Here is a 25388-nt window from a genome sequence, read left to right on the forward strand (position 1 = left end):
ACGGTGTAGCACGTCGCTTCGGTCAACCGGCATTCGGCAAGCCATTCTCCCTCGCCCCTCTGTAAGAGGGGAGTTCCCGGTCGGCCATGCCCCAGCATGCCCTGAACGGCGCGGCCCGCTGCTCACTTGGAACTGGTCGCTGTCCTCTTCACGTTGAACCCTCCCCCGTTCCCCTCCACCCAAATAGACTTTGGCCGGAGGACGGGAGTGCGCTGCCGCAGGCAGTGCGCCGAGCTCTGCTCCGCTCTGTCCCTCTCAGGGGAGAGGATTTGAGCGGACGATCCGAGTGCCGATCCAACCCTAGCGGAACCAGCCGAGCACGGTGGCGGTCAGCGGGTTGGCGGGGTCCGCCAGCTGCTTGGCGGTGAGCGAGAGCGACACGAGGATCAGCAGCGGGCGCGCGGCGCCGGCGCCGAAGCGCATCGCGACATGCGCGCCGAGCTGCGCCCCCGCCATGTTCGCAGCGGCCATGGCAAGGCCGATCAGCCACAGTACATGGCCGCCCAGGATCATCACGCCCAGCCCGGCCAGATTGCTCGCGAAGTTGAGCAGCTTGGTGTGCGCGACCGCACGGATCAGCCCCAGCCCGAACACCGCGACCAGCGCGGTGGTGAAGAACGAACCCGTGCCGGGCCCGAAGAAGCCGTCATAGCAGCCGATCACCATGGTGACGCCCACCAGCGCGCGCGGCCCCAGCAGGCTGTGCCTGTCCTCGTCGCTCATGCGCGGCCCGAAGACGAAGTAGAGCGTGATCGCGACGAGCAGCAGCGGCAGGAATCCAGACAGGAAAGTCGGATCGATCCGGGTCAGGATATAGGCGCCCAGCCCGGCGCCCAAGAAGGATCCCAGTGCCGGCAGCGCGAAGCGGCGGAAGTCGATATGTCCCTTGCGCGCGAAGGCGATCACGGCGCCGCCGGTCCCGAAGCAGCTCTGCAGCTTGTTGGTGGCGATCGCCGAGACCGGCGGCACGCCTACGGCGAGCAGCGCGGGGATGGTGATGAGCCCGCCCCCGCCCGCGATCGAGTCGATCGTCCCGGCGATGAAGGCGGCGCCCATCAGCAGGGCCAGCAGCTCGACGCTCAATTCCATGCGGCCGCCGTACCAGCTTGGCCCTCGGCCGCAAGCGCGCGCCAGACCATTGCCCCGTGGCGGCCGAGTGCGCATAGGCACGGCACACGGCAAGGAGGACTCGCATATGCCCACGGTGTTGGTGACGGGTGCAACCGCAGGAATCGGCGAAGCATCGGTGCGCGCCTTCGCGGCTGCCGGCTGGCACGTGATCGCCACCGGCCGGCGCAAGGATCGGCTCGACGCGCTCGCGACGATCATCAGCGAGAACCGCGTCCACCCGCTCGTCTTCGACGTCCGCGACGATGCGGCGCGCGACGCCGCGCTCGATTCATTGCCTGAAGCGTTCCGCGGCATCGATCTGCTGGTGAACAACGCCGGTCTCGCGTTGGGACTCGAGCCGGCGCAGGACGCCGATCTCGCCAACTGGACGACGATGATCGACACCAACATCACTGCGCTGGTCTCGATCACGCACAAGCTCCTGCCGCAGCTCATCGAGCGCAAGGGGGCGATCATCAACCTGTCGTCGGTTGCCGCCAACTATCCCTATCCGGGCGGCAATGTGTACGGTGCGACCAAGGCCTTCGTCCGCCAGTTCAGCCTCAACCTGCGCTCGGACCTGATCGGCACCGGCGTGCGCATCTGCTCGATCGAGCCCGGCATGGTCGAGACCGAGTTCACCCTGGTGCGCACCGGCAGCAAGGAATTTTCGGACAAGCTCTATTCGGGCGTGAACCCGATGACGGCGGAGGATATCGCGAAGACGATCCTCTGGGTCGCCGAGCAGCCGCCGCACCTCAACATCAATTCGCTCGAGCTGATGCCGGTCAACCAGGCCTGGTCGCCTTTCCTCGTCCACCGCGAAGGCTGAGGCGCGCCGATGATCGAGATCGCGAGCGATACGCTGTCGACGTCGATCAACCCCTTCGGCGCCGAGCTCAGCCATTTGCGCGACGCCGAGGGTCGCGAGCTGATGACCGATGCGGACCCGGCCTTCTGGTCGGGTCGCGCGCCTTTGCTCTTCCCGATCGTCGGCCGCCTGAACGGTGATCGCTACCGCCTCGACGGGCGCGACTATCCGCTGCCCCAGCATGGCTTCGCGCGGCGCCAGCCGTTCGAGCCGATCGAGCGATCGGCCTCGCGCGCGGTGCTCCGTCTCGCGAGCAGCGACGAGACGCGCGCCTGCTATCCGTTCGAATTCACCCTCGACGCTGCCTATGCGATCGAAGGCGTGACGCTCTCGATCGAGATCACTGCCACCAATACCGGCGACGTGCCGATGCCCGCGAGCTTCGGCTTCCACCCCGCCTTCGCCTGGCCGCTTCCCTATGGCGGCGCGAAGGAGGATCACCGCATCGTCTTCGCCGGAGACGAGCCTGCGCCGCTCAACCGCATCGAAGGCGGGCTGATCGGCCCCGCCGATCGACCGAGCCCGGTCGAGGGGCGCCTGCTCCGTCTCGACGATTCGCTGTTCGAATCCGATGCGCTGGTATGGGAAGCCCCGCGTAGCCGTGCGCTCTCCTATGGCGTCGAAGGTGGGCCGCAGCTCGACATCGCCTTTCCCAACATGCCCACGCTCGCACTGTGGACCAAGCCGGGTGCGCGTTTCCTCTGCGTCGAGCCCTGGCAGGGGCATGCCGATCCCACGGGCTTCGGAGGCGAGATCTGGGACAAGCCCGGCATGCTCCGCCTCGCACCCGGCGAGGCACGCCGCTTCGCGATGCAGGTGCGCTTGCGCGCCTGAAACCCTGGCGATTGACCCGCGGCCAGAAATGCCTAGAAACCGCGCACGGCCACGCGCCGGGCGCTTAGCTCAGTTGGTAGAGCATCTCGTTTACACCGAGAGGGTCGGCGGTTCGAGCCCGTCAGCGCCCACCATATTCCGGCGGCGCTGTTGTGGCGTCGTTGGCCACTGCTTCCCCCCCAATGCGCCGCGCGCTCAACAGGTGCACGCTCCGGCGCTACACACCGCCCCGCTCGTCGTCGGGCAATTAGGGCAACTCGCGCCCCACCGGGTAGAGCAGGTAGCGCTGGTCGTAATAGGGCGTGCGCTCGTAGAACCAGGCGAGCCGAGCGTCGCCGTCCTCCGCGAAAGCTTTGTCCGCGGCGAGACGCTTCTCGAACTCGGCGCGCAGTGCCGGATCTTCCGCAAGCATGCGATCGGCAAGCGGTGCGATGGCGTATCCTTCGATATACTCGGTACGTTGGAGCATGCCCGGGAAGTAGTTCCATGCCAGCATCGAATCCGGGCTCTCCGCCTCGAGCAGCGCCGCGGCGAGGAGTGCGCGCGGTTGTGCCGCCGGAACGCGCACCGAGCCGGGTGGCATTGTTTCTTCGCGGGGTTGGTGGATAAACTTCGCTGACATGGGGACATGGCCCTCGCTGGGCGTGCCGAGCTTGGGGTCGGCGAGACGCACCATATCGAGTTTGAGCGTACGGGGGGCGTCGATCGTCTCGAAGGCGATGCCATGCAGCTTCAGCCGCTCGATGACCTGCGGCTCGCTCGCAGGAACCCACCAGGCCCTGGGCAAGCGGACGGTGATATCCGGCTCCTGACCGAAGACCGGCATCCGCTGCCGGATCGGACGGCCCAGCCAGCGAACCTCGTCACGACCCGACGCGCGCGACCGGTAGCGATCGTGCGCGACACCGAGGAAGTCGACGGTATAGATCGGCCGGTCGAGCATCTTCCAGCTCATTACCGCACGCTTCGGGCGCGCGGCCCGGTCGCGCGCGATGGCGCTCCGCGCGGTCGCCGCCTCCTCACCGAGCAGGCGAAGCGCGGCCTCCACGAACACATAGGTGCCGAGCACGCGCTGGCGATACGGTTTGAGCGAATGAGTCTCGAGCAGCACGGTGGGCATGCGGCGCAGATCGCCATAACCCGTGGAAAAGCGCGGCGAATCCGCATCATGGACGATGCCGGCGTCCGGATCGCGATTGTCGCGCGCGCTGACATAATAGCCCGGAATGTGCCCGCCCGCGTGCAGCGCACGATCGATGGCGGGACGGAACTGCGTATCCAGCCAGCGGCCAATCGCGGGCGACTGGGCGTAATAGCCGCGCCAGCCGGAGAAGGCGTAGGTGATATCGTACTGATGATCGGTGCCGTCGGTCACGTGCAGGTCGAGATAGAGCGCGGGATCGAGTCGCTCGATCAGCCCCAGCATCGCGCGTATCTCGGGGCTGTCGGCCTTGAGATAATCCCGATTGAGATTGAGGTTCTGCGCGTTGGTCCGCCATCCCTGCGAGCGTGGCCCGCGCTGATTCGGGCGATTGAACGGGGATGCCCGCTCATGGCCATCGGCATTGAAGACCGGTACGAAGACGAGATCGGCGCGATCGAGCAGGTGATCCTTTCCCCTGAGCGCGATATCGCGCAGCAGCATCAATCCGGCGTCCTTGCCGTCGATCTCGCCCGAATGAATGCCGGCCTGGACGAGCAGCACCGGCTTGCCGCTTCCGCCTTTGCTGGCACGCACGAAATAGAGCTCGCGGCCCTGGCCCGTCTTGCCGAACGACTCGATCGACAGCAGCGGAGACGCGGACACCAGCCGGTCCAGCCACGCGCGGGTCTCCGCATAGTCGGGCGTGTCGGCGAACCCCATCCGCTCCGCGGGCGTGATCCAGGGATCGGTCGGCGGCACGATCAGCCGCTCGCTCGCGCCCGACCAGGGCAGGGTCGGGGGGAGCGGCGCCTCGCGATTCTGCTGCGCGACGGCGGTGGTGGCGGTGAGGAGCAAAGGTGCGGCGAGGGCGAATGCACCTCTGGCGAGATCTATTGGCATGGCCGCATGGCTAGCGGCACGTTGGCGAGAGCGCAATGTGATAGAATATCATTTACTGCGGGTCGCGCGAGGCTGACCGACAGGCGACATTCCGCTTCGCAGAACGGTGCAATGGCGCCTGCGCGGCAGATCACCGGGCAGCTGAGTGCCACAACGACAGATATGATGTAACATATCTATTGACTGCGTGGTCGTGGATGGCCAGACGGTCGGCGTTCACCTGGGGACGAGTATCATGCCAGCCGACGTCCGGATGCCGATTTCAATCGAAGCACTAACGATCGTCTATGGCGATCATCGCGTTCTCGATGGTCTCTCCTTGTCCGTTCCGGCCGGAAGCATCACCGCCCTGCTCGGCGGAAATGGTGCGGGCAAGTCGACGACCTTGGCCGTCCTGCTGGGGTTCGTGCGCGCGCAGTCCGGCTCGATCCTCGTGGCCGGTACCGACCCCAGCGTCGATCCCGACCTGGCGCGGCGGTGCATCGCGTACCTACCGGAGAACGTTGCGCTCTATGAGCATTTGAGTGCGGTCGAGAACGCCGATTATCTGCTCGCCCTTTCCGATGAGCGCAAGGCGCGGCCGGAGATCACGGACGCACTCGCCGCCGCGGGGCTCCAGGAGCGGGCATGGGACCAGCGGCTCGGCGGTTTCTCGAAGGGCATGCGGCAGAAGGTGGCGATCGCCGTCGCGCTGCTGCGTCAGGTGCCGGTCCTCTTGCTCGACGAGCCGACCTCCGGTCTCGACCCGCGCGCCACTGCGGATTTCAATGCGCTGGTGCGCTCCGTGCGCGATCGCGGCACGGCGGTGCTGATGGTGACGCATGACTTGCTGTCGGCCGCAGATGTCGCCGATCGCATCTGCTTCCTTGAGGCGGGCAAGATCGTCGAGGTGGTGGAGGCCAGCGGCGCCGACCGTTTCGACGTGCGGGCCCTTCACGCGCGCTTCGCCAGCGCCGCGGAGCCGCTCGCCGCATGACTCCCATCCGCCTCGTTGCGCGCGACGAGCTGCGCCTGATGGTGCGCAACCGGGTCGCAGTGATTGCCTTTGCGCTTCTGCTTCTCCTGACGCTCGTCGCCGTACTCAGCTCCTGGTCCCATCAGCGCGGTATCGCGGAGCTGCGCGCCCGGCACCAGCATGCCGCGGAGGTCGCGTTCGATGGGCAACCGGACCGGCATCCGCACCGCGTTGTTCACTATGGGCACTTCATCTTCCGGCCGCTGGGGCCGCTCGCGGCCTTCGATCCTGGTGTGGATGCCTTCACCGGCAACAGCATGTTCCTGGAAGGCCACCGTCAGAACACCGCCAACTTTGGTGACGTGCGGCAGAGTTCGCTGCTCGTACGCTTCGGCCAGCTGACCCCCGCCTTCGTGCTGCAAGTCGTGGCGCCGCTGCTGCTGATTTTCCTCGGCTATGGCGGGATAGCCCGCGAGACGGAGCGCGGCACGCTTCGGCTGCTGATGCTGCAGGGTGCCTCGCGCAGCGAAGTGGTCCGCGGCAAGCTGCTGGCGCTCGGCGTCGTGGCACTGCTGACGGCCTTGCCCGCAATGATCGGCTTTATCGCCATCGCGGGACAACCCGGCGCCCTTGCGCTGCCGATGGCAGTGATCGTGTTCGGCTATGCGGCTTACCTGGCACTCTGGGTGGTGCTGATTGTGCTCGTCTCGACGCTCGCGCGCCGCAGCCGCGATGCGCTGCTTGCCCTGATCGCGCTATGGGCAGTCGCCGTTGTGCTGCTGCCGCGCGTGATGCCGGACGTAGCGGGCACGATAGTACCGCTCCAGAACCGGCTCCAGACGGACGTCGCGATCGCCCGCGATCTGCGGCAAATGGGCGACAGCCACAATCCCGACGATCCGCATTTCGCTGCCTTCAAGCAGTCGGTCCTGCGTCGCTACGGCGTGACCCGGATCGAGGATCTGCCGGTCAATTACAAAGGCGTGGTCAGCATGGAAGGAGAGCGCCTGACTTCCGAGCTGTTCAACCGCTATGCGGGCGAGAGCTACGGCGCGCAGAAGGCGCAGAACGCCATGGTGGAGGCAGCGGGAATCTTGAGCCCGGCGATCGCGCTCCGCTCGCTCTCGATGGCCGCCGCCGGCACCGACTTCGAAGGCCATCGCCGCTTCCTCGATCAGGCGGAAGCGTATCGCTACGCTTTGGTCCAGCGCCTGAACCGCCTTCAAGCCGAGGCGGTGAGCTATCGCGACGACACCGCGGAAGGTGCTGGTGCCGACCGGCGAAAGCGAGTGTCGGCAAGCAATTGGGGGAAGATGCCCGACTTTGCTTATAGAGGACCCTCCGGCGCGCAGCTCGCGGCAGGTGCGCTGCCCGGGCTCGCCACGGTGCTCGCCTGGTTTGTGGTCGCGTCGCTGCTGCTTGCGCGTACCACCCGCCGGCTGGGAGCACGCTGATGACGCTGTGGATGCACGAGCTGCGCCTGCTGTTGCGCGCGCGGCTGAGCGTGGTTGCGCTCGCACTGCTCGCGGGGCTGAGCGCGGCTGCAATCACGGCGGGGCTGGCTGAGGTGGCGCATCAGCGCGCCGCGATCGCAGCCATTCCTGCCGCGCAGGCCGAGGATATTGCTGCCGTCGCCGAATATGTCGACCGCAGCAAGGACGCCGGAAGCGCGGGCTATTACAGCTTCCATCCGACTTGGGACCCGCCCACGCCTCTTGCGTTCGCCGCACTGGGGATGCGCGATGTTTCGCCCTATATTCTGCGCGTCCGGGCGCTCGGCCTCGAAGCTCAGATCTATGATGGTGACACGTTCAATCCGGAGCTGGCGCTGCCGGGCCGCTTCGATTTCGCCTTCGTGCTGGTGTTCCTGGCCCCGCTATTCGTGATCGCCCTGTTCCACGACCTTGTCTCAGGTGAGCGGGAGGCGGGGCGGCTGCGCACGCTGGATGCACTGCCGCGCGGCGGCGCGGCGTTGATGATGCGTCGCCGCTTGCTGCGTTTCGTGCTGCTCTGGGCCGCGCTCGCGCTGCCCTTTACGGTGGCGGCGACAGCCTCCGCGGTGGACGGTGCTTCGATCCTGATCGTACTCGCGGTGATCGCAGGCTATCTTCTTTTCTGGATAGCGCTCGCCGCGCTGGTAGAACGGCTGCGGTGGAGCGCGGTGGCGAACGCGGCCGCGCTGGCCGCGTGCTGGTTGGTGCTCGTGCTGGTGCTGCCGACCCTCTCCAATGTCGTGATCAATCGCGCGATCCCGGTCGCCCAAGGGGCAGAGATTGCCCTTGCCCAGCGCGAGCGGGTCAACGGCGCCTGGGAGATCCCGCGCGAAGAGACGATGCGGCGCTTCTACGCCAGCCATCCCCACTGGGCGGGCTCGCCACCGCTGACGCCCGAGTTTCACTACAAATGGTATTTTGCCTTTCACCAGGTCGGTGACGAAAGCGTCGCGGACAAGGTGCGCGCCTATCGCTCCGGGCTGGAGAGGCGCGATGCGGCTGGCCGGGCGCTCGGCTGGGTCCTTCCCTCCGTCGGCGTGCAGGCACTGCTGACACGACTGGCTGCAACCGACCTTCAGGCGCAGCTCGCCTATCAGGACCGCATTCGAGCGTATCATCGAGAGTTGCGCGAGTTCTACTATGGCTATCTCTTCCTCGACCGCCCGTTCGGAAAGGAAGATTTCGCGCGGGCACCCGCTTTCCGAGCCGAGGAGGCACCGGAGGCTGACGGCGCTGGCTAGAAGGTTAGATAATCGCGAAGTGTAGAACGTGAGACGATATACCATTGCATTGGGATGCGAGCCTGCCTAGACAGTCGCATCTGCGCGGCGGGGAGGGCGGCGCATCTCACATCATCTTTGGGGCTAATGCCGATGCGGCGTCGTGCGGTTCTGCTGGTTTCCTGTTTCTCTGCTGCTCTGAGCGCCCCTGCGCAGGCCGAGGAAAGGGCCTCCGAGAGCCAAGAGGCGCAGCGCGCCCGCGTGGAGCGCGAAGCTGCGGCGCGAGGCGACGAAGTCGTCGTCACCGCCACCCGTACCGAACAGCAGATCGCCGATGCGCCGGCTACCATGTCGGTCGTGACCGGGACCGAGCTCCGGCGCAGGCCTGTGCAAGATTTGGCCGAAGCGCTGGAGAACGAGCCGGGCATCGTGATCAACGGCATCGGGATGACTCGCCGCGGAATCTCGATCCGCGGCATGTCCAACGAGCATCTGCTGACGCTGGTGGATGGCCGGCGCATCAACGATGCTGCTGCCAATATGGCGCATGCCGATTTCGATCTCGGCTGGGTGCCGAGCATCGCCATTGACCGGATCGAAGTGGTGCGCGGCCCGCTTTCGGCGCTCTATGGTTCGGAGGCGCTGGCGGGTGTCGTCAACGTCATCACGCGTCGCCCCGAAGAGCGGCTGGAGGCGAGCGGGCTGGCTATGCTCGGCCTTCGCGACGGCAGCGGCGGCGACAACGCCCAGATTGCAGCGCTGGTGGGCGGGCCGATCTCCGAGCGCGCCGGTCTGGTCGTCTGGGGCGAATACCGCGTCCGCAATCGCACGCAGAGCCTGCTCGATTCGAAGCAGAGCGAACTGGAAGCGCGCGAGGCGATCAGCGGCAGCATCATCGGCTGGTGGGAGCCGGCAGAGGGACATCGCATCGAGATCGGGCAGGCAGCCAGCGACGACGATCGTGCGCGCGATACCATCACGACCGGCGCCCGGCCGATCTACTATGAATATCAGGACCATATCACCCGCGCTCAGACGCACGGAAGCTATACGGGCCAATTCGGCTGGGGTGAGGTGCAGGCGCGTGCCTATCGTTCGGTGCTGGAGCGCGTGAACGAGCGCGACCAGAACCAGACCCCCACGCAGCCGACGAAGGCGACCGACACGGTGTTCGACGGCCGCGTCACGGTGAACCTGTTCGCGGGCAACCGGCTGACCGCTGGTGCCGAGCATCGGCACGAGAAGCTGCGGGATGCCACGGTCAACAGCGAGGGTGAGGCAGGCGTCAACCACGCAGCGCTGTTCGTGCAGGACGAATGGTCGATCCGCGATGGTGTGTCGCTGACGCTCGGCAGCCGTTTCGACCATCATCCGAACTATGGATGGGAAACCTCGCCGCGCGCCTATCTGATCGTCGAGCCGGTGAAGGGATTGCGGCTGCGCGGTGGTGTGGGGCGGGCGTTCAAGGCGCCGAGCTTGAAGCAGCTGTCGCTCGGCTACATCACCGTCGCGGCCGGCGGCCGGTTCATCATCACCGGCAATCCCGACCTCGAGCCGGAGACCAATACCGCCTTCGAGTTTGGCGGCGCCTATTACGGGCGCGATTGGAACCTGGGCGCCACCTTGTTCCAGAACGACCTCGAGGGGCTGGTGCAGACGACCTGCGTCGAGTTCTGCGGCATCCGCGGCCGCGAGCGCCGGGCCTATGTCAATGTGGACGAAGCGCGGGTGCGCGGCGTCGAGATCTCGGGACAGGTCACGCCCGTCCCGACGGTGTCGCTGGCCGCCAGCTACACCTATGTCGAGCCCAGGGACCTTGCCGCCGATCGCGAGCTGGCGGAACGGCCGAACCACGCTGCCAGCCTGAAGCTGGCTTGGCAGCCGATCGACACGACGGAGGTCAACCTGCGCGGGCGCTATGTCGGTCAGCAGACGATCTATCAGACAGACGTGCCGGTCCGCCTCGACGACTATAGCCTCTGGTCGGTGGACGTCAGCCACGATCTCACCGAGCGGCTGACGCTTAAGGCGGGGATCGACAATTTGTTCAAGCAACGGCTGGCGGAAACCTCGGCGCTTTACAGCTTTGCCGAGCCCGGTCGTATCTTCTTCGTCGGGATGGGCGCGAACTTCTGACCGTGCACCGGCTGCTCCTCCTGCTTCTGGCGCTTGTCTTCGGCCTGGCGGCAACCGAGTCGCAGCCCGACCGTGCGCCGACAGTTCGCGTCATCGCCACGCGTTTCACCCTGCCGGCCAAGTTCGAGCGGCTGGCGGGCTGGGCGCGTGACGCGGGCTATCGGCTCGAATGGCGCTATGTCGAAGATAGGGCCGAGCCTGATGCGTTGGTGCGTGGCGCTGATCTTCTCATATTCGACGGGCCGCGTCCGGGCGATATGGCTTCAATCGATCGGGCGGTAGGGGGTATCGGCGATGCGCTCCCGGTGCCGTGGATCGCGGTGGGCGGGGGGGCGCCGCGGGCGGACGGCCTGGATCAGGCGGCCGCACGGCGATTGATCGGCTATTATGGCGGCGGGGGTGTCGCGAACCTGCGCGCCTTCACCAGCGCTGTACCGCTCGCGCTGCGGGGAAGAAGTCTGGATGCGCTCCCCCTGCCCACTCGACTGGGAGCCAGCGGCCTCTATCATCCGCGGGCCTCCGCTCCTTTCCCCGATGCGGCAGCGTTCGCGGGCTGGGCGAGGTCCGAAGGGAAGCAGCGGCGGCCGGTGGTCGCGATCGCGATGTCCGAGGGCCTGATCCGCGACATGCAGACCGACACCCTCGATGCGGTTGTCGCTGCCATCGAGGACAAGGAATTGCTCGCCGCGCCCTTCTGGTACGACGAAGCCGACCCGGAGGCGCTCACCAAAGTTGTCGCGCCGCTGGACGCGGTGGCGCTGGTCAACATGACCCATATGCAGAATGCCGATGCGCGCCGCGCCGAGTTTGCGGCGCTTGGCATCCCGGTGCTGCAGGCAGTGGCCGATCGTACCAACGACCTCGCCGGGTGGCGCACTGACAGTTCGGGCATCTCGCCGCAGAGCGCGGCGGTGGCGCTCAGCGTACCGGAAAGCTGGGGCATCTCGGACCCGCTGGTCGTGAGTGCGGTCGAGAAGGGGCGTGCGGTGCCGATCCCGGAGCAAGTGGCGCTGCTGGCGGCCAAGCTGCAACGGCTCGCGGTGCTGCGGACAAAACCCGCCGCGGAGAAGAACGTGGCGCTGTTCTTCTGGAACTATCCGGCGGGCGAGAAGAACCTGGCCGCCTCCAACCTCAACCTTCCCAGGAGCATCGCCAGGCTGACCGCAGAGATGGCGAAGGCGGGCTACCGCGTCACTCCGCAGGAAGAGAAGCGCTTCATCGCCGATGCGCAGGCGATGCTCGGCGGCTATTACAGACCGGAGACGCTGGACAGCCTGCGCGAGCAAGGTCTGGCGGCGGCATTGCCGCTGGCCGACTATCGGGCATGGCTGAATAGCCTGACGCCGGTGCGACGCGACGAGATCGTGGCGCGCTGGGGAAGCCCGGAGGACAGCCGCTGGCTGCGCAACGGCGCCTTCGTCATTCCCCGGCTGATGGCCGGCCGCCTCGCGATCCTGCCTCAGCCACCGCGCGGCGGCGATCCGGGCAAGAGCTACCATGACCAGAAGATGCCGCCCGATCACATCTATCTGGCGGCCTATCTGTGGGTACGAAACCAGGCCGACGCGATCGTGCACTTCGGCACGCACGGGACCCAGGAGTGGACGCCCGGCAAGAACCGAGGACTCTGGGCGAGCGACTATCCCTTCGTGCTCGTCGGCGACGTGCCGGTTTTCTATCCCTATATCCAGGACAATGTCGCCGAGGCGATCCAGGCGCGCCGGCGCGGCAGGGCAGTCACGATCAGTCATCAGACGCCGGCATTCGGCCCGTCCGGGCTGTACGACGAGTTGCGTGACCTGCATGCGTTGATCCACGAATATGCGCAGCTCGAAGACGGCGGTGTTCGCGCCCGCGTGGCAGCCGACATTCGGGCAAAGGCCGCGGCGGCGAAGCTCGACCGCGATATCGGCTGGGATGCGGCGGCCGCGGAGCGGAACTTCCCGTCCTTCTACGCGGCGCTGCACGACCATCTGCACGAGGTCGCCCGTATGAGCATCCCGCTCGGGCTGCACAGCTTCGGAGAACCGGCGTCGGCCGCGCACCGGCTGACGACCGTGATGCAGCAGCTCGGGCCCGATTATCTCAAGGCGCTCGGGCTCGATCCCGCCGAAGCGTTCGCCGAAGATCTTGATGCCATTCGGGCCGGCCAGCCGTTCCGCACCCTGACGGCCTATCTGCGCGAGGGCGGTAACATCAGCGATACCGAAAACCCCGCGCTTCGCGCGCAGATCGAGCGCGCGGCGGTGCTGGACAAGCGGCTGGCCGACACTGGAGAAACGGAGGCACTGCTCACAGGCCTGGCCGGGGGCTTCGTGCTGCCCGGCGCCGGCGGCGACCCGGTGCGCAATCCCGATATCGTGAGCGGGCGCAATCTTTTCGCGTTCGAGGCCGACAAGGTGCCGACCAGGGCCGCTTACGCGCAAGGCGGCATCATGCTCGACCAGCTCGTGGCTACATACCGGGCGAAGCACCACGGCAGGGCCCCTGAAAAGCTGGCCTTTGTCATGTTCTCGGGTGAGACGATCCGCCAACTCGGCGTGGCTGAGGCGCAGATCCTCCACGCCTTGGGGCTGCGGCCGGTGTGGGGACGGGGAGATCGGCTCGAGCGGCTCGAGATCGTCCCACTGGCCGAGCTGGGTCGTCCCCGCATCGATGTCGTGGTGCAGGCGAGCAGCGTCTATCGCGACCAGTTCGACGGTTTCATGCGCAAGCTCGCGGAGGGCATCGACCGGCTGGCAGCGCTCGATGAAACATCGGGCCCGGCAGCCAACGCGCGAGCACTCGAAACGCAGCTGATTGCGCGCGGGATGGTCCGTGAACGTGCGGAGGCACTTTCGCGCTTGCGCATCTTCAGCAACGCGCCAGGCGATTACGGCAGCGGTCTGCCCGAACAGGTGACCAGCTCAAAGGACTGGAAGGCGGAGACCGAACTCGCCGATCCCTTCCTTCAGCGGCTGCAATACGCCTATGGCGCGCGCGAATGGGGTACCGCCACGCGAGGGGAAAACCTGTTCGCCGAACAGCTGCGCGGGGTGGATGCGGCGGTGCTCTCGCGTTCTTCCAATCTCCATGGGTTGCTCTCGACCGATCACCCTTTCGAATATCTTGGCGGACTTTCGCTCGCCGTGCGGAGCCTGACGGGGAAGACGCCCGACCTCTATGTCGCAGATCTGCGCGGCGCAGAGAGCAAGGTGGCGACCACCGGCGCATTCCTGTCGAACGAGCTGCGCGGCCGCTATCTCAATCCGCAGTGGATCGGCGCGATGCAGGCAGAGGGCTATGCCGGGGCCAATGCGATCCTGGGCATCGTCAACAACCTATGGGGTTGGCAGGTGACCGATCCGGCGAGCGTGCGCGAGGATCAGTGGCAGGCCATGCACGACACCTATATACGCGACGTTCGAAATCTCGGCCTCGATCGTTTCTTCGCGGAAGTCCACCCCACCGCGCAGGCGCGGATCGTGGACCGGATGATCGAGGCGATCGCGCGCGGCTATTGGAAGGCGGACGAGATCACCCGCCGGTCTCTGGCGGCGAAACGGGCAGAGCTCTCGGCCGCCGGCGCGCCCGGCGCTGCGCGGGAGCGCGCAGCGGACCAGCAGGGCTTCGGAACGCGCGCAGCACCCGCTATGGCGTCGGCGGCCACAGCTGCACCGGCCGCGCGGCGCTCCGCGGCCATTGCTCCGGCACGGCAAGGGCCGGCACCGCAAGGAATTGTGCTGAAGCGCGTGGTGCCGCCACCGCCACCGGCGCTGCGAACGCAGAATGTCGTGCCCATGCTGCTGGCCCTGCTGCTCCTGTTCCTGTTCGGCGCCGCTCGCGAGTGGCGGACCGGCCGGGCCATCGCTTACCCCAGAGGATGATATTATGCCTGCGCTAGAGGCGACACTGTATGACGTGTCGCGCCTTTTCCTTGTCCCCGTCATGGTGCTGATACTTGCGGCGCTGGCCTATGCGGCAGCCAGTCTCGGCAGCTTCGCCGTCGAAGCGATGCAGCGCTTCCGCGGTCAGCGCGCATCGCGGCTGCTTGCGCATCAGCGGCGCACCGGCTGCGCTGTCGACGATCTGGAGCTCGTGGTGCTGCGTCGGCTGGAGTGGCTTCGGATCGTTTCGCGGGCCGCGCCGATGCTGGGACTGGTTGCAACGATGATCCCGATGGGGCCGGCCCTGCTCGCGTTAGGCAGCAACAATGGGCAGGCGGTGGGAGAGAACCTCGTCGTCGCCTTCTCCTCGGTAGTCCTGGCGCTGGTCGCGGCCTCGATCACCTTCTTCGTCTACACGATCCGTCGCCGATGGTTGCTCGAGGAGCTGCGCGCGATCGAGACGGGAGCGGTCTGATGCGGTTCATCGAAGACGACGAGGGCGACGATCCGATCTTGTCGGTGGTCAATCTGGTCGACCTGTTCCTGGTGATCACCGCGGTGCTGATGGTCCTGATCGTCCGAAATCCGCTCAACCCCTTTCAATCCAAGCGAGTCGTGGTCGTGGAGAACCCGGGCGCAAAGGACATGACGATCACGATCAAGGACGGGGAGAAGCTGGAACGCTACACGGCATCGGAGCAGATGGGGCAGGGTGGTGGTGTGAAGGCCGGCGTGACCTATCGACTGCCGAGCGGCGATCTCGTGTACGTGCCCGAATAAGCGGGCAGTCGTCTCGCCTCCTGGAGTTTGCTCCACCCGGTTGAAGCAAGCGGTTCCCTGGCGGTTGTCATCCTGAAGTCAGCGTCGGGCCCGAGGGGCGTCGCTAGCTCCATCCCTTGGCTATGACCGGCACGGCTTGGGGTCGCCATCGCCATGGCTGTCGCCCATGCATGGCGTATCGGTCTTTGCGCACAACAAGACGGCCCGGGCTTGTATCGGCTTCACGATCGCGCGTTGCCGTTGATCGGTCGCCGATGTCGGCCTCACTGCGCCTTGAAGCTCGGCTTGCCGTTCGCCAACGTGAGCGTGATGTACGAGTTGGCGCACACGTCGAAGCCGCTCCACACTGCGCTCGTGCCGTCCTCGAACGTGCCCTTGAGGTCGTATTTGCAGCCACTGCCCTTGTCGAAATGGATCGTGGTCTTGGCGCCGTTCTTTATCGTCGCGTCCTTGCGCATCTCGGCATCCACCTTGTTGGGCTGCCAGGTGCCGCTGCCCGCCGGCGCAAGCTCGATCGTCGTGATCGTCTTGCCGGCGTTGTTGGTGAGCATGAAGTCCCAGTCCTCGGCCAGCGCCGGCGTTGCCAAGGCAAGCGTCGCCGCTGCTGCAACCAGCCATTTCATCGCATTTCCCCTCCTGCGCGCCCCTTTTCTGACGGGGAGACTGCGCCTGTTGTCGGCGCGGAGCAAGGGGCAAGGCTTGGCTCGGTCTGACGGCGCGCGGCGCCCTTTCTAGAGTGCCCGCACCAGCCGCACGGCAAAGGCGATCCACGGCGGATCGGTCACCACTTGCTGGCGCGAGCCTGCGCCGAGCGGCAGCAGGTGGAGCTTGCCAGGGATGTCCTCGCCCGCCAGCGCCTCGCGCCCGATCAGCCGGGCGAACAGGAAGCGTCCGGCCGGACGCGGCACCAGCACGTCGCGGTTGAGCGCCTGGGCGAAGTCCTGCGGCGCGATCCGCCGGCACCAGATCTCGTCGCCGGTGCGATAGTCGCCGATCCCGCCGCTCACCGTAACTGCCACCAGCTCGGGCTCTGCGCGGGGCGGCACCACCGCCGCGGCGCGGCGCGGGGCCTGCGCGCCGCTCGCGTCGAGAACAGCGGCGACTGCGATCTCGGGGCGTTCGGGCAGGCGGACGAGGTCGGAGGTATCCACCTCCAGCGCCGCTGCGATCCGGTTGAGCCAGCCGACCGACACGGTACGCGTGCCCGTCTCGAGCCGACCGATCGTCTGCGCGGTGGTGGGGGGTACGCAGCGCTGCGCGACTTCCTCAAGCGTGAGCCCCTTCGCGCGCCGCACTTCCCGGATCGCCGTGATCATCGCGTGCCTCCCGGTGAACCAAATCGGTTTTCCTCTTTCCTACAGTTGAGCCGCTGTGGCAAGAGCGAGTCGTGTGAACAAAAGGAGATCAAAAATGCGCCAGCTCGTTGAACGCGTCATCGATCCCAATACCGGCGGGCCAGCCGGCGGCCGCAGCGTGACGGTGAATCTTGCCGAATCGCCGCTCTCCTGGCTGCGCGCGCGGGGTCATGTCAGTCCCCGCCAGTTCGAGGCGGGGGAGCGGCTGCGCACCGATTATGAGACCGCAGCGCTGGGCCCGCGCGTGACGATGCGCTGGGATCCAGCGCCGGCTGCCAAGGGTCGGCAGGGCCCACCCGAAGCGCTCGATCCGACGCTGGCGCAGATATCCGCCAAGCGCCGCTTCCACGCCGCGATCGGCGCAGCGGGGCCGGGGCTGGACGATGTGCTGTGGCGCGTCGTCTGCGCGGGCGAAGGGCTCACCGTCGCCGAAAAGGCGCTCGGCTGGCCGAGCCGAGCCGGGAAGCTGGTGCTCGGCTTCGCGCTCGATCGGGTCGCCGATCATTACGGGCTCCACTGATCGGCGGGAAAGCTGGGCGCGCGTCTGCGTTGGGCTCTGCGAGGAGACGGCAGATGGCGCGAGGGAGCTCGGGCGGCAATATCGCGGCGGCATGGCAGGCACTGCGCGACGAGGCGCGGGACTGTACCCGCTGCGATCTCTACAAATGCGGCACCCAGACCGTGTTCGGCGAAGGGCCGGTCGATGCGCGCATGGTCTTCGTCGGCGAACAGCCCGGCGACCAGGAGGACCTTGCCGGCCGCCCGTTCGTCGGCCCGGCGGGGCAGATGTTCGATCGCGCGATCGCCGCCGCCGGGATCGACCGCGCCTCGGTCTATGTCACCAATGCGGTCAAGCACTTCAAATTCGAGCGGCGCGGCAAGCGGCGGATCCATTCGAAACCCAATGCAGGCGAAATCTCGGCATGCCGCTGGTGGTACACGCACGAGCGCGAACTCATCCGCCCGCCTATGACGGTCGCGCTGGGGGCCACCGCGGCGCGCCAGATGCTGAGCAAGGCCGTGACGATCACCGCGACTCGCGGCCACGCGCTCGATCTCGCGGAGGGTGGGCTTGGCTGGGTGACGATCCACCCCAGCTTCCTGCTGCGCATGCCCGACAGGAGCCGCGCCGAGGAGGAATTCGCCGCTTTCGTCGAAGACCTGAAGGGCGCGGCGAAGGCAATCGCCTGACGCGCGCAACTCAGTCGAAGCCGCGCGCCGCGGCTATCGCGCGCACCTTTTCCGCACGGCCGGGCGCGAAGCGATCGACCATCGCATGGTAGCGCGCGAGCGTCTCCGGGTCGGCGTGCTCGGGCGAGCCGCTGTCGAAGGGCGGGGCCGGATCGTACTCGAGGCTCAGCTGGACGAAGCGCGCATGCTCCTCGCCGCGGATCGCTGCGGTGAGCGCCAGCGCGAAGTCGATTCCCGCGGTCACTCCGCCGCCGGTCACTCGGTTGCGATCGAACACCACGCGCTCGGCCACCGGTTCGGCGCCGAACCATGCGAGCTGGTCGCGCGAAGCCCAGTGGCAGGCGGCGCGATAACCGTCGAGCAGTCCCGCGGCGGCGAGCAGCAGCGATCCGGTGCACACGCTGGTCACCCATTGGGCGCTCGCCGCCACCTGCTGCAGCCAGGCGAGCGTCGCTTCGTCCTCCATTGCCGCCACGGTGCCGAATCCGCCGGGCACGCAGAGGATGTCGGTGCGCGTCACCTCACTGAAGGTGGCAGTGGGCGTCAGTGCGAACTGCGCATCGGTTGGCACCGGGTCGCGCGTGCGGGCGACGAGGTCGAGCTTCGCATTGCCGAGCCGCGAGAGCACTTGCGCAGGGCCGGTCAGGTCCAGCTGGGTGACGTTCGGATAGAGCAGGAAGGCAATATGGAGCGGCGCGAGTTCGGGCATGACGGTCCTCCGGGATCGACGGGGTGCGCCCAGGCGATGCAGCTTCGCGATCCGCGCTTCCCGATGGCGCTCCATCCAGTCGCCAGTCACGCGGAAGCGCTATTCTATTGCGAATCCGGCCTGCGGTCGATTCCTTCCGTTCGCCCTGAGCTTGTCGAAGGGCGTGCTCAGGCGAGCACCGGCAAGTGGAGAACCGCCCTTCGACAGGCTCAGGGCGAACGGGACAGGCGGGCGCGCCCCGAAAGGCAGATCAGTGCCGGAAGTGGCGCATTCCGGTGAAGACCATCGCCAGCCCGGCCGCGTCGGCAGCGGCGATGACTTCCTCGTCGCGGATCGAACCGCCCGGCTGGATCACTGCGGTCGCGCCCGCCTCGACGGCTGCGAGCAGCCCGTCGGCGAAGGGGAAGAAGGCGTCGGAGGCGACTGCGCTGCCGATAGTCCGCGGCTCGGCCCAGCCCGCCTTGTCGGCGGCATCCTTGGCTTTCCACGCCGCGATCCGCGCGCTTTCCAGCCGGTTCATCTGGCCCGCGCCGATGCCTGCGGTGCTACCGCCCCTGGCGTAGACGATCGCGTTGGACTTGACGTGCTTGGCCACCGTCCAGGCAAACAGGCAGTCGGTGAGCTCCTGCTCGGTCGGCGCGCGCCGGGTGACGATCTTGAGGTCTTCGCGCGTGATCATGCCGTTGTCGCGCGACTGGATCAGGAAGCCGCCCGCGATCGACTTCATCGCGCGGCCGCGCCGTGCCGGGTCGGGCAGCTCGCCGGTGAGCAGCAGCCGCAGGTTCTTCTTGCGTGCGAACACTTCGCGCGCCGCTTCATCGGCGTCGGGCGCCGCGACGACTTCGGTGAAGATGCCCGAGATCGCTTCTGCGGTCGGGCCGTCGAGCGGCCGGTTGACGGCGATGATCCCGCCGAACGCCGATACCGTGTCGCAGGCGAAGGCCGCCTGATACGCCTCGATCAGCGTATCGGCCGAAGCGACTCCGCACGGATTGGCGTGCTTGACGATCACCACCGTCGGCGGGCCGTCGCGGAATTCGCTGACCAGCTCCAGCGCCGCATCGGCGTCGTTGTAGTTGTTGTAGCTGAGCTCCTTGCCCTGCACCTGCTTCGCCTGAGCGATGCCGTTCACCCCGCCCGCGGCCTGGGTGTAGAGCGCGGCGATCTGGTGCGGGTTCTCGCCATAGCGCAGCTCGGCCTGCTTGATCATCGGCACGCTCACGCTCTCGGGGAAGCGCTCGCCCTGGTCGACGTGCGCGAACCAGCCGGCGATCGCGGCGTCATAGGCGGCGGTCGCCTGATAGGCCTTCATCGCGAAGCGGCGGCGCTGCTCCAGCGTGGTGCTGCCGCCGTGGACCAGCGGATAGTCGGCAGGATCGGTCAGGATCGCGACCGATTCGTGGTTCTTGGCGGCCGAGCGGACCATCGAGGGCCCGCCGATGTCGATATTCTCGATGATCTCCTCGCGCCCCGCGCCGCGCGCCACGGTCTGGGCGAAGGGATAGAGGTTGACCACCACCAGGTCGATCGCGCCGATGCCATGTGCTTCCATCGATGCGACATGCTCGGGGTTGTCGCGCACCGCGAGCAGCCCGCCGTGCACCTTGGGGTGGAGCGTCTTGACTCGGCCGTCCATCATCTCGGGAAAGCCGGTGAGATCGGAGATGTCGCGCACCGCGAGCCCCGCATCGCGCAGCGCCTTGGCAGTGCCGCCGGTCGAGACGAGCTCGACTCCTTGCGCGGCCAATGCCTGGCCGAGTTCGACGATGCCGGTCTTGTCGGAGACCGAAAGGAGTGCGCGCTTGATCTTGACCTGGTCCATGGCCGCGCCCTCTTCCGGATCGGACGCGCCGGGGCAAGCCCCTATTTGGCCCGGTGGAACAGCCAGCTCATGTTTGCGCCGCCCGCGGGCGCCTGAGCGGCCATCACCAGTTGCCGAGAGGGAAGCGCGCGGCCGCGTGCGTCGATCCAGACGCTTTCCTCTACTGCGAGCGCGCCGCCCTTGCAGCGGAACTGCCACAGCCTGCCCCGCGGGGTGCGCAGGATCGCTGCCTGGCCGTCGGCGGTGGGCGTCACTTCGATCTGCGGGTGGAGGTGAAAGCGTACCGCGAACGGAGTCTCGCCCTTGCGCCGCACCCGGCCGGCGGGCAGCAGCAGGTCTTCGCCGCGGACGTCGCGGCCGTCGGGCGACAGCGTCACCACGCGGCGGTGGAGCAGCCCGAAGCGGCGGACATAGCCGTCGTGGCTCGCCTCGATCCGGCTGCCGTTCTCGGTCTCCTGCCGCGCGAGCTCGACTTCCACCACGCCGCGGCCCAGCGTGCCGTCATGGAGGATCGCAGTCGAGTTGCTGTCGCCGACCACCAGCGTCGAGTGCGCCGCAGTGGTGCGCAGCCCCTCGACCAGTGCAGGCGGAAGCTGGCGCAATCCCGCGCGCGCGCCGCCGCAATTGACGATGATCCGGTCGGGGCCGTCGGAAAGCTCGAATGCAAGCGTCGAAGCGCAGCCAGTGGCCGCTACGCGAGTCACCGGCGGCGGCGCGGCGTCCATCATCAGCACAGCACCGCCGGCAGCGAGCCGCTGATACCCCCATTCGCGCGCCTGCTTGAGCGGACGCGTGCGCACGCCGGTCGCTTCGATCGCCTGCTCGATCACTTCACTCGGTACGGGAGCGGAGCCCTGCCAGCTGCCGAGCCCGCCGTCGCCGTGGCAAAGGCCGAGCAGCGCCGCCACCGCGCGGGTGCGGGCTGCCAGCACGAAGTCGGGTGCCTCCAGCCGGCGGGCGTCGTAGGTTTCGACCAGCAGGGTGAGGAGCTGGATCGCCTCGAACTGGTCGGCGGGCGAGCGCGAGACGACGCCGCCGTCGTCGGACATCGACTGACCGATCGCGCGGCGGAGACCTGCCTCGCCGAAAGCGCGCCGCGGGTCGCCACCCGGCATCACCAGCCCCGCCGCGAGCACGCCGCACCATGCCGCGATCCGCGCCACGCCCGCCGGTGCACGTTCCGCGGAGCGGTCGAGGTGCCGGGCGCCGCGCGCGAGCGCATGGAGCACGCTCGAGCGATAGATCAGGTCGGTGGACGAGAGGATCAGCGGCGCGTGGGCGATCCAGAAGAGGATGCGGCGGCCCCACAGATCGGGTCGCCACGCCGCGTCGCTCACCTTCTCGCCATGGACGGCGATCCAGCGCTGCATGATCGCCTCGGCGATCGGCGCGCCCTGAACGCGCAGCGCGACGCTCGACAGATCGCGCAGCCAGGCGAAGCTCTGGAGATAGTCGTCGAAGCGCCGCGTCCAATCCGGCCGCGCGAAATCGAGCCCCTCGATCTCGCGCAATTCGCCCTGGAAGAGCATCATGCCTTCGAGCAGTGCCTTGCCGCGCTCGGCATCGCCGAGGAAGGGATCGTCGGGAACGGTGATCAGCTTGAGCGGATAGCGCCCGGTGAGGCGCATCGAATGGAGCGGGGTGCCCCAGGTCAGTCGCTGGAGCCACTCGGCGATCCGCTCGCCCAGGCTCAGCCCGTGACCGCCGGCCAGCCGGATGAGCCGCTTGCCCTCCTCGATCCCGTCGGCGCCGGGACCAGGCCTGGTGTCGTTCACGCGCGCCTTAGCGCGGCGATGTTCGCGGCGTATTGGCTGGGGCCGCCGGTGAAGGTCGCGGTGCCGGCGACCAGCGCGTCGGCGCCCGCGGCGATCACACGCGGCGCAGTCTCGCGATCGACGCCGCCATCGACTTCCAGGTCGATCGCCCGGCCGCTCGCGTCGATGCGGCGGCGTAGCTCGGTGATCTTGGGGAGCTGGCTCTCGATGAACTTCTGCCCGCCGAAGCCCGGGTTGACGCTCATCACCAGGATCAGGTCGACCAGGTCCATCACATGCTCGACCACGTCGACCGGAGTCGCGGGGTTGAGCACTACGCCCGCGCGCTTGCCCAGCGCCTTGATCGTCTGCAGCGTGCGGTGGAGGTGCGGGCCGGCTTCGGGATGGACCGAGATCGTGTCGGCACCCGCATCGGCGAAGGCGGCGAGCAGCGGGTCGACCGGCGCGATCATCAGATGCACGTCGAACGGCTTGGCGGTGTGCGGGCGCAGCGCCTTGATCACTCCCGGGCCTATGGTGATGTTGGGCACGAAATGCCCATCCATCACGTCGACATGGATCCAGTCGGCGCCGGCGGCGTCGATCGCGCGGATCTCCTCGCCCAGCCTGGCGAAATCGGCGGAGAGGATCGAGGGGGCGATGCGGACTGCGGGCATATCCGGTCCTTAGCATGGACCGAATCGCGTGCAACCGGCTCGCTGCGGCCGTTCGCCCGATCGAGGACTCGGATGAGCGCTTAGGGTCTGTACCCAACACCCGCAACGGCCGTGACGGAGCGGATTTTGGCGCAGGGGGAGGAACGAGGAGGGAGCGATGCGGTGCCATCGTGACCCCAAGGAACCCTTGGCTCGCGACGCTGCCCTGCGCCAAAATCCGTCCGCCGCTTCGCGGTCGCCCGGAGAAGCGCGCAGGACTGCGTCGCACCGCTTGCACGGACGCACCGGTCCGCGCTGCGCGTCGCTCCTTGCCTGCCCATTTCTCCGGGCGATCCCGGCCGTTGCGGGTATTGGGTACAGACCCTAATTCTTGCTCACATGCTCTTTCTTGCCCTTGCGCTTGGTGTGGGCGAGTTCCTCGAGCTCCTTCTCGGTCATCGATTCGACCATCTGCTTCGATGCGCCCTTGAGCTTCGATTTGGGTGTGTCGCCGCGCTTGGCCGAAAGGGCGGCGCCGGCCGCCTTTTGCTGGGCTGCGGATTTGGCAGGCATTTCGTTGCTCCTTGACTGTACGGCATCAACCGGGATCGTGCCGCTCCCGTTCCCCGAAGAGGCTTGTCCATGCACGTCACGCACGATCCCGCCGCCCCCGCCGCCGAGACCATCGGCTTCGACCAGTTCCTTAGCGTCGACATCCGCGTCGGGACGATCGTCGAGGCGCTGCCTTTCCCGGAGGCGCGCAAGCCCGCCTATCGCCTGCTGATCGATTTCGGCCCGGCGATCGGCCGCAAGCGATCCTCGGCGCAGATCACCGAGAATTACGCACTCGAGGACCTGCCGGGGATGCAGGTCGCGGCAGTCGTCAACTTCCCGCCGCGCCAGATCGGACCGGTGATGTCCGAAGTGCTGACGCTCGGCTTCCCCGATGCCGACGGTAAGGTAATGCTGTTCCACCCGAGCCGCCCTGTCCCGAACGGGGGCAGACTCTTCTGAGCGCAGGCTGTTGACGGCGGCACCCGTCGGCATAGTCTCCCCTGCATAAAAACAGGAGGGGATTCATGCAGTTGAGAGTCGCGCTCGCGCTCGCCGCGGCGGTGCCGGCGGCGTTCGCCGTTCCGGGGCTGGCGCAGGATACGCAGTCGGACGAGGCGCTCGCCGACAAGGTGATCACCAACACCAACCCGGCGAGTTTCCAGGCCTATGGCTTCACGCCGCCGCCCAAGGTGGTGAAGGACGGCGCCGTCCAGGGCGGCAAGGCGCTGCGGCTGCCGGTCACCGGCACGGGCGATCCGTGGAGCATGGGGGTCAACGTGCCGCTGCTCCAGCCGGTGAAGGCAGGCGACCGGCTCGTGCTCGCCTTCTATGCCCGGGTCAGCAAGCCCGCGGACGGGGCCGCCACCGCCAGGATTGCGGGGGCGCAGATCCAGCTTTCCGCCGCGCCCTATACCGCGCTCTTCACCCAGCCGTTCGAGGTCACACCCGAATGGCAGTTCCTTCAGGTGGCGGGCAGGGCCGACAAGGACTATGCCGCGGGCGCGCTCTCGGCCGCCTTCCACCTCAACACCGGCAAGCAGGTGATCGACCTCGGCCCGGTTGCGGTGCTGAACATGGGGCAGTGAGAGGTGCCCATTGATCCTCCCCCGCCAGGGGGAGGTGGCGCCGAAGGCGACGGAGGGGGAGGACGGCGATGCCCTCTCGGCGAACCCGAGTGCTTCCGCCCCCTCCGTCAGGCTGCGCCTGACACCTCCCCCTGGCGGGGGAGGATAAGAGGCCGGCTCACGACCCCGCACGCCGCGCCGTGACCAGATAATCTAGGCTGGTGTCGTCGCTCAGCACGAAGCCGCGCGCGGGGGAGAAGCCCAGTCCGCGGAGGTCGCTGACCTGGAGCCCCGCGCCTTGAAGCAGCTCGGTCAGTTCGTCGGGGGTCAGGAAGGCCTGCCAGTCGTGCGTGCCCCTGGGGATCGCGCCGGTGCCTTCGCCGATCGTGATCATCGCCAGGCGCGAGAGCGCGGTGCGGTTGGGAGTCGAGAGGATCATCAGCCCCCCGGGCGCGAGCGCGCCGGCCAGTCCGGCGACGAAGCTCGGCGGATTGGCGACATGCTCGATCACTTCCATCGACACGACCAGGTCGAACTGGCGCCCGGCCAGATTCTCGATCCCTCCGGCGATATATTCGATGTCGAGGCCCATCGCGGCGGCATGGGCAGTGGCGGCGCCGATATTCTCGGGAGCGGCGTCGATTCCCGTCGCGCGCGCGCCGAGCCGGGCGAGCGGTTCGGTCAGCAGCCCCGCGCCGCAGCCGACGTCGAGCGCGGTCCGCCCGGCGAGCGGGGCGAAGGAGGCGCCGTCACCGTCCCAATGCGCGTCCACCGCCTCGCGCACATAGGCCAACCGGGCGGGGTTCAGCCGGTGAAGCATCGCCGAGGAACCCCTGGGATCCCACCAGTCCTTCGCCAGCCTGCCGAAATGCTCAGCTTGGGCGGGGTCAATCGTTGCTTTGGTTGCGCTAGCCATGCGTGCCTCCTATCAGGGCGCCCCATCTCCCCCAAGGCCCGGAAACAAGCAACCAGC

22 protein-coding genes, 1 tRNA gene, 1 pseudogene and 1 riboswitch are annotated in these 25388 nt (G+C 67.5%); of the genes and pseudogenes, 14 read left to right on the forward strand and 10 right to left on the reverse strand.

Going from position 1 to position 25388, the window contains the following annotated elements:
- Window positions 1–300 precede the first annotated feature (300 nt).
- Entirely contained in the window at window positions 301–1089 is a 789-nt protein-coding gene (locus ACMGDH_RS04160; protein ID WP_436826648.1) for a TSUP family transporter, read from the reverse strand.
- A 106-nt stretch (window positions 1090–1195) separates the two neighbouring features.
- Between ACMGDH_RS04160 and ACMGDH_RS04165 the strand changes: the two genes are divergently transcribed.
- The 3 genes from ACMGDH_RS04165 to ACMGDH_RS04175 all read left to right on the forward strand — a co-directional run bounded on the left by ACMGDH_RS04165 (window position 1196) and on the right by ACMGDH_RS04175 (window position 2949).
- Window positions 1196–1942 (forward strand): SDR family NAD(P)-dependent oxidoreductase, encoded by a 747-nt coding sequence (locus tag ACMGDH_RS04165; protein ID WP_436826649.1) that lies wholly within the window; start codon window positions 1196–1198, stop codon window positions 1940–1942.
- Window positions 1943–1951: 9 nt separating this feature from the next.
- Window positions 1952–2815: an aldose 1-epimerase family protein gene (locus ACMGDH_RS04170; RefSeq protein WP_436826650.1), complete on the forward strand. Its 864-nt coding sequence runs from the start codon at window positions 1952–1954 to the stop codon at window positions 2813–2815.
- Window positions 2816–2873: 58 nt separating this feature from the next.
- Window positions 2874–2949: transfer RNA gene (locus tag ACMGDH_RS04175), tRNA-Val, on the forward strand.
- Window positions 2950–3062: 113 nt separating this feature from the next.
- Here the strand turns inward: ACMGDH_RS04175 and ACMGDH_RS04180 are convergent.
- Complete coding sequence (locus tag ACMGDH_RS04180; RefSeq protein ID WP_436826651.1) at window positions 3063–4859, reverse strand: M14 family metallopeptidase; 1797 nt, start codon at window positions 4857–4859, stop codon at window positions 3063–3065.
- 253 nt (window positions 4860–5112) lie between these two features.
- Between ACMGDH_RS04180 and ACMGDH_RS04185 the strand changes: the two genes are divergently transcribed.
- The 7 genes from ACMGDH_RS04185 (at window position 5113) to ACMGDH_RS04215 (ending at window position 15309) form a co-directional block, all read left to right on the forward strand.
- The gene (locus tag ACMGDH_RS04185) at window positions 5113–5835 is read left to right on the forward strand and encodes an ABC transporter ATP-binding protein (RefSeq protein WP_436827219.1); all 723 of its coding nucleotides are present in this window, start codon (window positions 5113–5115) and stop codon (window positions 5833–5835) included.
- On the forward strand, window positions 5832–7268 hold the full coding sequence (locus tag ACMGDH_RS04190; RefSeq protein ID WP_436826652.1) for an ABC transporter permease: 1437 nt from the start codon (window positions 5832–5834) through the stop codon (window positions 7266–7268). Before ACMGDH_RS04185 ends, ACMGDH_RS04190 begins: the two co-directional genes overlap by 4 nt.
- The gene (locus ACMGDH_RS04195) at window positions 7268–8548 is read left to right on the forward strand and encodes a DUF3526 domain-containing protein (protein ID WP_436826653.1); all 1281 of its coding nucleotides are present in this window, start codon (window positions 7268–7270) and stop codon (window positions 8546–8548) included. Before ACMGDH_RS04190 ends, ACMGDH_RS04195 begins: the two co-directional genes overlap by 1 nt.
- Window positions 8549–8788: 240 nt before the next feature.
- Window positions 8789–10663, forward strand: a complete 1875-nt coding sequence (locus ACMGDH_RS04200) for a TonB-dependent receptor domain-containing protein (protein WP_436826654.1) — start codon at window positions 8789–8791, stop codon at window positions 10661–10663.
- A 2-nt stretch (window positions 10664–10665) separates the two neighbouring features.
- On the forward strand, window positions 10666–14529 hold the full coding sequence (cobN, locus tag ACMGDH_RS04205; protein WP_436826655.1) for a cobaltochelatase subunit CobN: 3864 nt from the start codon (window positions 10666–10668) through the stop codon (window positions 14527–14529).
- A 4-nt stretch (window positions 14530–14533) separates the two neighbouring features.
- Entirely contained in the window at window positions 14534–15004 is a 471-nt protein-coding gene (locus tag ACMGDH_RS04210; RefSeq protein ID WP_436826656.1) for a MotA/TolQ/ExbB proton channel family protein, read from the forward strand.
- A complete protein-coding gene (locus ACMGDH_RS04215) occupies window positions 15004–15309 on the forward strand; it encodes a DUF2149 domain-containing protein (RefSeq protein WP_436826657.1) in 306 nt (101 codons plus the stop codon). Before ACMGDH_RS04210 ends, ACMGDH_RS04215 begins: the two co-directional genes overlap by 1 nt.
- A gap of 263 nt (window positions 15310–15572) precedes the next feature.
- Here the strand turns inward: ACMGDH_RS04215 and ACMGDH_RS04220 are convergent, their stop codons facing one another.
- The gene (locus ACMGDH_RS04220; protein WP_436826658.1) at window positions 15573–15932 is read right to left on the reverse strand and encodes a hypothetical protein; all 360 of its coding nucleotides are present in this window, start codon (window positions 15930–15932) and stop codon (window positions 15573–15575) included.
- A gap of 108 nt (window positions 15933–16040) precedes the next feature.
- Window positions 16041–16625, reverse strand: coding sequence for a helix-turn-helix domain-containing protein (locus tag ACMGDH_RS04225; RefSeq protein WP_436826659.1), 585 nt, complete (start codon window positions 16623–16625; stop codon window positions 16041–16043).
- Window positions 16626–16719: 94 nt separating this feature from the next.
- Between ACMGDH_RS04225 and ACMGDH_RS04230 the strand changes: the two genes are divergently transcribed.
- Window positions 16720–17184 carry a DUF6456 domain-containing protein gene (locus ACMGDH_RS04230; protein WP_436826660.1) on the forward strand — a complete coding sequence of 155 codons (465 nt, stop codon included), beginning with the start codon at window positions 16720–16722 and terminating at the stop codon, window positions 17182–17184.
- Window positions 17185–17240: 56 nt separating this feature from the next.
- Window positions 17241–17855, forward strand: a pseudogene (locus ACMGDH_RS04235) (UdgX family uracil-DNA binding protein); the annotation flags it as partial.
- A gap of 10 nt (window positions 17856–17865) precedes the next feature.
- Here ACMGDH_RS04235 and ACMGDH_RS04240 read toward each other — a convergent pair.
- The 5 genes from ACMGDH_RS04240 to ACMGDH_RS04260 form a co-directional block, all read right to left on the reverse strand.
- Window positions 17866–18564: a DJ-1/PfpI family protein gene (locus ACMGDH_RS04240; RefSeq protein WP_436826661.1), complete on the reverse strand. Its 699-nt coding sequence runs from the start codon at window positions 18562–18564 to the stop codon at window positions 17866–17868.
- 20 nt (window positions 18565–18584) lie between these two features.
- Window positions 18585–18664: riboswitch (ZMP/ZTP riboswitch) on the reverse strand.
- Between the two features lie 150 nt (window positions 18665–18814).
- Window positions 18815–20386, reverse strand: coding sequence for a bifunctional phosphoribosylaminoimidazolecarboxamide formyltransferase/IMP cyclohydrolase (gene purH, locus ACMGDH_RS04245; RefSeq protein ID WP_436826662.1), 1572 nt, complete (start codon window positions 20384–20386; stop codon window positions 18815–18817).
- Between the two features lie 41 nt (window positions 20387–20427).
- Entirely contained in the window at window positions 20428–22161 is a 1734-nt protein-coding gene (locus tag ACMGDH_RS04250; RefSeq protein WP_436826663.1) for a heparinase II/III family protein, read from the reverse strand.
- Window positions 22158–22817, reverse strand: a complete 660-nt coding sequence (rpe, locus tag ACMGDH_RS04255; RefSeq protein WP_436826664.1) for a ribulose-phosphate 3-epimerase — start codon at window positions 22815–22817, stop codon at window positions 22158–22160. Before rpe ends, ACMGDH_RS04250 begins: the two co-directional genes overlap by 4 nt.
- A gap of 363 nt (window positions 22818–23180) precedes the next feature.
- Complete coding sequence (locus tag ACMGDH_RS04260) at window positions 23181–23369, reverse strand: DUF3008 family protein (RefSeq protein ID WP_436826665.1); 189 nt, start codon at window positions 23367–23369, stop codon at window positions 23181–23183.
- A gap of 69 nt (window positions 23370–23438) precedes the next feature.
- Between ACMGDH_RS04260 and ACMGDH_RS04265 the strand changes: the two genes are divergently transcribed.
- Window positions 23439–23810 carry a tRNA-binding protein gene (locus ACMGDH_RS04265; protein ID WP_436826666.1) on the forward strand — a complete coding sequence of 124 codons (372 nt, stop codon included), beginning with the start codon at window positions 23439–23441 and terminating at the stop codon, window positions 23808–23810.
- A 65-nt stretch (window positions 23811–23875) separates the two neighbouring features.
- On the forward strand, window positions 23876–24436 hold the full coding sequence (locus ACMGDH_RS04270; protein ID WP_436826667.1) for a carbohydrate binding domain-containing protein: 561 nt from the start codon (window positions 23876–23878) through the stop codon (window positions 24434–24436).
- Window positions 24437–24593: 157 nt separating this feature from the next.
- Here the strand turns inward: ACMGDH_RS04270 and ubiG are convergent, their stop codons facing one another.
- Window positions 24594–25331 carry a bifunctional 2-polyprenyl-6-hydroxyphenol methylase/3-demethylubiquinol 3-O-methyltransferase UbiG gene (ubiG, locus tag ACMGDH_RS04275; protein ID WP_436826668.1) on the reverse strand — a complete coding sequence of 246 codons (738 nt, stop codon included), beginning with the start codon at window positions 25329–25331 and terminating at the stop codon, window positions 24594–24596.
- Window positions 25332–25388: the final 57 nt, after the last annotated feature.

Source organism: Sphingomonas radicis (assembly GCF_051400635.1).
Classification (GTDB): domain Bacteria; phylum Pseudomonadota; class Alphaproteobacteria; order Sphingomonadales; family Sphingomonadaceae; genus Sphingomonas.

What these genes read in the sequence shown, in the direction of transcription:
- ACMGDH_RS04160 (WP_436826648.1), bottom strand. Translation starts at nt 1,089, where the DNA reads ATGGAATTGAGCGTCGAGCTGCTGGCCCTGCTGATGGGCGCCGCCTTC.
- ACMGDH_RS04165 (WP_436826649.1), top strand. Translation starts at nt 1,196, where the DNA reads ATGCCCACGGTGTTGGTGACGGGTGCAACCGCAGGAATCGGCGAAGCA.
- ACMGDH_RS04170 (WP_436826650.1), top strand. Translation starts at nt 1,952, where the DNA reads ATGATCGAGATCGCGAGCGATACGCTGTCGACGTCGATCAACCCCTTC.
- ACMGDH_RS04180 (WP_436826651.1), bottom strand. Translation starts at nt 4,859, where the DNA reads ATGCCAATAGATCTCGCCAGAGGTGCATTCGCCCTCGCCGCACCTTTG.
- ACMGDH_RS04185 (WP_436827219.1), top strand. Translation starts at nt 5,113, where the DNA reads ATGCCGATTTCAATCGAAGCACTAACGATCGTCTATGGCGATCATCGC.
- ACMGDH_RS04190 (WP_436826652.1), top strand. Translation starts at nt 5,832, where the DNA reads ATGACTCCCATCCGCCTCGTTGCGCGCGACGAGCTGCGCCTGATGGTG.
- ACMGDH_RS04195 (WP_436826653.1), top strand. Translation starts at nt 7,268, where the DNA reads ATGACGCTGTGGATGCACGAGCTGCGCCTGCTGTTGCGCGCGCGGCTG.
- ACMGDH_RS04210 (WP_436826656.1), top strand. Translation starts at nt 14,534, where the DNA reads ATGCCTGCGCTAGAGGCGACACTGTATGACGTGTCGCGCCTTTTCCTT.
- ACMGDH_RS04215 (WP_436826657.1), top strand. Translation starts at nt 15,004, where the DNA reads ATGCGGTTCATCGAAGACGACGAGGGCGACGATCCGATCTTGTCGGTG.
- ACMGDH_RS04220 (WP_436826658.1), bottom strand. Translation starts at nt 15,932, where the DNA reads ATGAAATGGCTGGTTGCAGCAGCGGCGACGCTTGCCTTGGCAACGCCG.
- ACMGDH_RS04225 (WP_436826659.1), bottom strand. Translation starts at nt 16,625, where the DNA reads ATGATCACGGCGATCCGGGAAGTGCGGCGCGCGAAGGGGCTCACGCTT.
- ACMGDH_RS04230 (WP_436826660.1), top strand. Translation starts at nt 16,720, where the DNA reads ATGCGCCAGCTCGTTGAACGCGTCATCGATCCCAATACCGGCGGGCCA.
- ACMGDH_RS04240 (WP_436826661.1), bottom strand. Translation starts at nt 18,564, where the DNA reads ATGCCCGAACTCGCGCCGCTCCATATTGCCTTCCTGCTCTATCCGAAC.
- purH (WP_436826662.1), bottom strand. Translation starts at nt 20,386, where the DNA reads ATGGACCAGGTCAAGATCAAGCGCGCACTCCTTTCGGTCTCCGACAAG.
- rpe (WP_436826664.1), bottom strand. Translation starts at nt 22,817, where the DNA reads ATGCCCGCAGTCCGCATCGCCCCCTCGATCCTCTCCGCCGATTTCGCC.
- ACMGDH_RS04260 (WP_436826665.1), bottom strand. Translation starts at nt 23,369, where the DNA reads ATGCCTGCCAAATCCGCAGCCCAGCAAAAGGCGGCCGGCGCCGCCCTT.
- ACMGDH_RS04265 (WP_436826666.1), top strand. Translation starts at nt 23,439, where the DNA reads ATGCACGTCACGCACGATCCCGCCGCCCCCGCCGCCGAGACCATCGGC.
- ACMGDH_RS04270 (WP_436826667.1), top strand. Translation starts at nt 23,876, where the DNA reads ATGCAGTTGAGAGTCGCGCTCGCGCTCGCCGCGGCGGTGCCGGCGGCG.
- ubiG (WP_436826668.1), bottom strand. Translation starts at nt 25,331, where the DNA reads ATGGCTAGCGCAACCAAAGCAACGATTGACCCCGCCCAAGCTGAGCAT.